We start from the raw sequence: 5,695 nt of genomic DNA, 5'->3' as shown, positions 1-5,695 counted from the left end.
ACCCGCTCCGGGGCGATGTACTCGGGCGAGCCGACGAAGCCGCCGGTGTCGGTCAGACTGGTCTCGCCCTCGATCCAGGCGATGCCGAAGTCGGTGAGGACGATCCGGCCGTGCCGGCCGAGCAGGATGTTGTCCGGCTTGACGTCCCGGTGCAGGATGCCCGCGGCGTGCGCGGCCTCCAGCGCGCCGAGCACCTCCAGGCCGACCCGGGCCGCCTCGCGCGCGTCCAGCCTGCCCTCCTGGAGGACTGCGCCCAGCGAGCGGCCGCGCACCAGTTCCATCACGATCCACGGCTGTCCGCCGACCACGGCCACGTCGTGCACGCCGACGACCGCCGGGTGGTCGAGCCGGGCCGCGGCGCGCGCCTCGCGGCGCATCCGCTCGAAGGCGTTGGCCCGCTCCCGCTCGGGAAGGTGGTCGGGGACGCGGGGCTCCTTGACGGCGACCTCGCGCTCCATGGCCTCGTCCCGGGCCCGCCACACCGTTCCCATGCCGCCGTGTCCGAGCTTCTCCAGCAGCCGGTAGCGCTCGGCGATCAGCCGCCCGGCCCCGGGGTCGCCGGGTCTCGCCGCGGCCGGCGGCGTCTGGGGCCCGGGTGCTCCCGAAGAGGCCGCGGCGGCCGGTGACTCCGGGACCGGCGTCCCGGAAGGCCCCACGGGCGCGACGTAGTTGGTCTGCGGGCGCCGCACCCGCGGCTGCGGGCCGGGCGGTTGCAGAACGAAACTCGTCGGCTCGTCGGCCTCGTGGCGGGCTCCCCCGTTGCTGCTCATGGTCCATCCATACCGCGCCCGGCGCCCGCCCCTCCACCGTGTGGGCCCGGTGGTCACGAAACGGTGACCTACGTCCTACGCGGCCGCGAAGGTGTCCAGGGCGACGTCGAAGTACTCCTTGGCCTCACGGACCTTGCCGACCGGCGCGGAGACCCACACGTCGTACATCCGCCCGTCCTGGTCCCAGCACAGGTCGTAGGTGTGCCGGGGGCCCTCCGCCGTGCTGAAGCCGTTCCAGCTGAACTCCCAGAGGGCGGCGGGGTGTCCGTCGTGCGTGGCGGCGGTGACCCGGCCGTCGTGGTAGCCGGGGTTGGTGTCCGGACCGGCCGCGTCCGCGCGGCGCATCACCCCGAGGGGACCGCCCGCTGCCGGATCGGCGATCTTGATGCCGAGACGGAAGGTCTCCCCGGGGGACATGTAGAAGATCCGCTCCCCCTGCGGCCGGCGGGTGAAGCCGTCCGGCACCGCCACCGAGAAACCGCCCGGGTCCCGCACCAGGTGGTAACCCGAGGGCGCGTTGCGGCCGGCCCCCGAGGACGAGGACGCGGGCGACGCGGCCCCCGACGAGGAAGACGAGGAGGGCGACGACGAAGACGCCGGGGAGGGCGAACGCGGGCCCGGCGACGAGGCCGGCCTGGAGGCGGTCGTACCGCCCGGGCCGTGCCCGCTCGTCCCCGGCGCCGAACTCACCGGTGTCCTGCCCCCGTTGTCGTCCCCCTGCATCAGCAGTGCCGCCGCGGACACGCCCGCCCCGGCCATCGCCGCCACCAGCAGCGCCGCGACCAGCACTCCCCGGGTGGAGGTCCGGGCCGGCGCCCCGGGATCCGGGCCCGCGGGTGCCGCCTGCGACGTGGCCACCGCGGGTGCCGCCGGACGCGGCACGTCACGCTGGGTCTGCGTGTAGCGGGCGGCCGGCTGCGGGGTGCGCCCCGACTCCAGGAAGGCGCCCAGCATCCGCTCGGCCTCGGCCGCCGCCAGCCGCCGCTCCGGATCGCGCTCCAGCAGCCCCCGTACGACCGGCAGGACCGGCCCGGCCTGCGCGGGTGGCCGGATCTCGTCGACGACGACCGCGTGCAGGATGCCGCCCAGCGAGTCGCGCCGGAAGGGCGAGGCGCCGCTCAGCGCCGTGCACAGCAGGGCGCCCAGCGACCACAGGTCCGACTCCGGTCCTGTCCGGGTGCCGGACATCCGCTCGGGCGCGGTGTACTCGGGCGAGCCCACGAAGGACCCGGTCTCGGTGAGGGTGGTGGCGCCCGCCACCTGGGCGATGCCGAAGTCGGTGAGGACCACGCGGTCGGTGCCGGACTCCATCAGGACGTTCGCCGGTTTGATGTCGCGGTGCAGCACCCCGGCCGCGTGGGCCGTGCGCAGCGCGCTGAGCAGGGCGACGCCGATCCGGGCCGCCTCGGCCACGTCCACCGGGCCGTTCGCGGCGATCCGGTCGGCGAGCGAGCCGCCGTCGATCAGCTCCATGACGATGTACGGGCGTTCGTCGTCCTCCACCACGTCGTGGACGACGATGATGTGCGGGTGCCGCAACTGGGCGACCGCCCGCGCCTCACGCAGCGTACGGTCGCGCTGGAGCCGGGCCTCCTCCGCGGACAGCGTGTCGTCGAGCGGGAGTTCCTTGACCGCGACCCGCCGTCCGAGCAACTGGTCGGTCGCCCGCCACACCACTCCCATCCCGCCGCGCCCGAGCCTCGCCTCCAGGCGGTAACGGCCCGCGATGACACGGAAGTCGTCCCCCTCGGTCCCCATGCGCCCCATCATGCCGCATCACGGGCCCCCTTCCGTGGCGCCGACCGGCCAAGCCTCGGGTGCGCGGGCCCACGTCGGCCGGAGCCGGGTGCGCGGACCGGGCCGGCCGTCAGCCGGAGTCGGGGCGCCAGCTCTGCAGGACCGTCCTGAACTGCTTCTGCGTGGTGGCCCAGTCCTTCGCGGGCGAGGACATGTAGATGGCGTACTCGGTGCCCTTGCGGTCGAAGTACGTCTCCTCGATCGCGTGCCGCGGGCCGGGGAAGGGCGTGTCCTTGGACAGCGCCGTCCACGTGTACTCCCACAGGGAGCCGGGGCGGTCGCGGTAGGTGTTGGCCTCCAGCGTCACCCTCTTGTAGTCGACCAGCCGCTCCAACTGCTGGTCCAGGTCGAGCTGGTGGTCGTGCGCGGTGGGGAAGTCGGGCGAGTCGTCGACGGCTATGCGGATGAAGTGCTTGCCCCCGTCGGGCGAGTAGTCGACCTGGTGCAGGGCCTCGTCGGCCGCCTGCCGCTTCCAGGCCTCGCCCGGCACGGCGATGCTGAAGCCGTACGGGTCGTGCCGGCGCACCCACCCGTCGGGCAGGTCGTCCGACGCGCCACCGCGGGAGGCGGAGGGGCTGGGCGAGGGCGACTCGGACGCCGAGGCCGTGCCGCCGTTGTCCTGCCGCCGGCCCGCGTCCCACTTCTGCAGCGCCACCGCGGTGCCGCCGCCGATCAGCGCGGCGAGGACCACCACGAGCGCGAGCGTGCGCAGCCTGCGGCGCTTGGGCGGCGCGGCCGCCGTGGCGTACCCCTGCGCGGTGACCGTCCCCGGGCCGGGTCCATGCCCATGTCCGTGCCCTGGTCCCGGCCCCGGTCCGACGGACGTCGGGGCGGTCATCGGGTGGTACGGCGTCGTGGCGCCCGTGTCCGCCCCCGGGTGGAGGGCAGCCGTGTGCGCGGCCGTCTCGTGGGCATTGCCGACCGCCTGCGTCGGCACGTACGCCTGCGCGGCGCTCGGCCGGCGGCCCTCCGCCGCCTCGGCGAGCATCGCCTCGGCCGCCGCCGCGTCCGGCCGTGCGGCCGGGTCCTTGCGCAGCAGCGCGGTGATGACCGGCGCGAGCGGACCGGCGTGTTGCGGGTCGCGGGGTTCCTCGTCGACGACCGCCTGCATGGTCGTCAGGGGCGAGGTGCGGCGGAACGGCGAGAGGCCCTCCACCGCCGTGTAGAGGGTGGCGCCCAGCGCCCACAGGTCGGAGGCCGGGCCCGGGTCGTGGCCGCGGACGCGCTCGGGGGCGAGGTAGTCGACCGAGCCGACGACCTCTCCGGTGCGGGTGATGGTGGTGTCGCCCTCTATCTGGGCTATGCCGAAGTCGGTGAGCAGGACCCGGCCGTCCTGGCCGAGCAGGACGTTGCCGGGTTTGACGTCGCGGTGCAGTACCCCGGCCCCGTGCGCGGCGCGCAGGGCGCGCAGCACCCACAGCCCGACCCGCGCGGCCTCGCGGGGCTCCACCCGCCCCTGCTCCTTGACCTCGTCGGCCAGCGAACGGCCCTCGACGAGCTCCATCACGATCCAGGGCCGGCCGTCGTGCTCCAGCACGTCGTGCACGGTGACGACGGCGGAGTGGTTGATCCGCGCCGCCGCGCGCGCCTCGGCGCGGGTGCGCGCCAGGAGGACCGCGCGGTCGCTCTCGGAGACGTACAGCGCGGCCGTCAACTCCTTGATGGCGACGGCCCGGTGCAGCACCTCGTCATGTGCGCGCCACACCCGGCCCATGCCACCGCTGCCGATGGCGTCGGCGAGCCGGTAGCGGCCCGCGAGGAGCAGGCCCTGCATCTGATTCACGTTTCCCCGCAATGGTCTTGACAGGGCCAGAGTAAGGACCGGTCCCCCGGCAGGGAACCAGCGGGGTGCCAAGGAAACCGCACTGTGACGGTTGTCGCCTCCTGGGACACCTGAAAAGTCCTGTGGTTCGACCGGTGCGTCAGCGCGGCGTCACCCGGCGTGCCGAAGAGCGGTGTCACCCCGTGTACTGGTACGTCGCCGACGCCCGCTCGTACAGCTGCGTCACCCGGTCGCGCTGCGCCTCCGGGCCGCGCACCTGCACCACGTGGTAGCGGCCGTCGATGAGCACGGCCAGATTGCGCACGAACAGCTGCCGCCCGTCCGCGTCGGTCCACGTGAACTGCCCCTCGGCCATGGTCCGTCCGCCCACCTGAATGGTGCGCAGCCCGGAGGAGGTGGCCCAGCTGGAGGAGCGGTACCCCTGCAACTCGCCCTCCTTCTCCCGCTGGTAGACCATCGGGTCGCTGCCGAAGCGGGCCGCGGTGTCCCGGCCGGGCACCACGATCAACTCGAAGTCGCCGTGGGAGTACACCACCTGGCGGTCGGCGTTCCCCGGTGTACGGGTCCACCCCTTGGCCACGGCGATCCGGAAACCCGCGGGGTCGTCGCGCAGGGTGAAGCCGGAACCGGCGTCGGGACCGCTGGTCTGCGTCTCGGCCGAACTCGAAGCTCCCGACGTGCTGTTCGCGCCCCCGCCGGTGCCGGTGCCCTTGTCCTTGTCCGTGCTGCTGTTCGTGGGCGCGGGGCCGGCCTCCCCGGCGGTTCTCGTACGGTCCTCGCCCGCCGCACCGCTGTTTCCCGACTTCGGCATGAACAGCATCGCGTACGCCACCGCCGCCGCCAGCAGGAGCAGTATCAGCAGGAGCAGCATCCGGCCCAGGCTGCGCGGCGAACGGGCCTGCCGCGCCGTCCGCTTGTGCCGCCCGTGGTGGGCGGGCAACCCGGCGCGCCGCCTGCGCACCAGTTCGCCGCGGCGGCGTATCACCGGCAGCCGGTTGGGGTCCGCGGGCGGGGCGGCGACGACGTGCGCGCCCGCCTCCGGCTCGGGCGCGGAGCGCACCAGTGAGCGCAGCCAGCCGCTCAGCTCCTCGAAGTCCAGCCGTTCGGTGGGGTCCTGACGCAGCAGCGACTCCACGACCGGCCGCAGCGGGCCGCACTCCTCCGCGAAGGCGGGCGGCTCCGCGCAGACCATCTGCACCAGTTCGGCGGTGGACTCCTCCGGGTACGGGGCGTGTCCCTGCACGGCCTTGAAGAGCAGCGCGCCCAGCGCCCACAGGTCGGTGGCGGGGCCGATGGGCGCGGCCAGCTGCCAGTTCTCGTGCACGGGGCCGGCCTGTTCGGGCGC

General features: G+C 74.5%; 4 protein-coding genes. All 4 read right to left on the bottom strand.

The features are described 5' to 3' along the window. Positions 1–770: serine/threonine-protein kinase (locus IE249_RS36175; RefSeq protein WP_229857525.1), on the bottom strand; the 770-nt coding region annotated here is incomplete at its 3' end. Positions 771–845: 75 nt separating this feature from the next. Continuing rightward, positions 846–2,528 (bottom strand): serine/threonine-protein kinase, encoded by a 1,683-nt coding sequence (locus tag IE249_RS04610; RefSeq protein WP_189703451.1) that lies wholly within the window; start codon positions 2,526–2,528, stop codon positions 846–848. A 109-nt stretch (positions 2,529–2,637) separates the two neighbouring features. Then, positions 2,638–4,341 carry a serine/threonine-protein kinase gene (locus IE249_RS04605; protein ID WP_189703690.1) on the bottom strand — a complete coding sequence of 568 codons (1,704 nt, stop codon included), beginning with the start codon at positions 4,339–4,341 and terminating at the stop codon, positions 2,638–2,640. 184 nt (positions 4,342–4,525) lie between these two features. Then, the coding region (locus tag IE249_RS36170; RefSeq protein WP_229857523.1) for a serine/threonine kinase C-terminal domain-containing protein at positions 4,526–5,695 on the bottom strand (1,170 nt) is incomplete at its 5' end.

Origin of the sequence: Streptomyces anandii JCM 4720, assembly GCF_014650655.1 — a bacterium.
GTDB classification, from domain to species: Bacteria; Actinomycetota; Actinomycetes; order Streptomycetales; family Streptomycetaceae; genus Streptomyces; species Streptomyces anandii.
The sequence above is the reverse complement of the archived record's forward strand: the minus strand, read 5'-3'. Positions and strand labels throughout refer to the sequence as shown.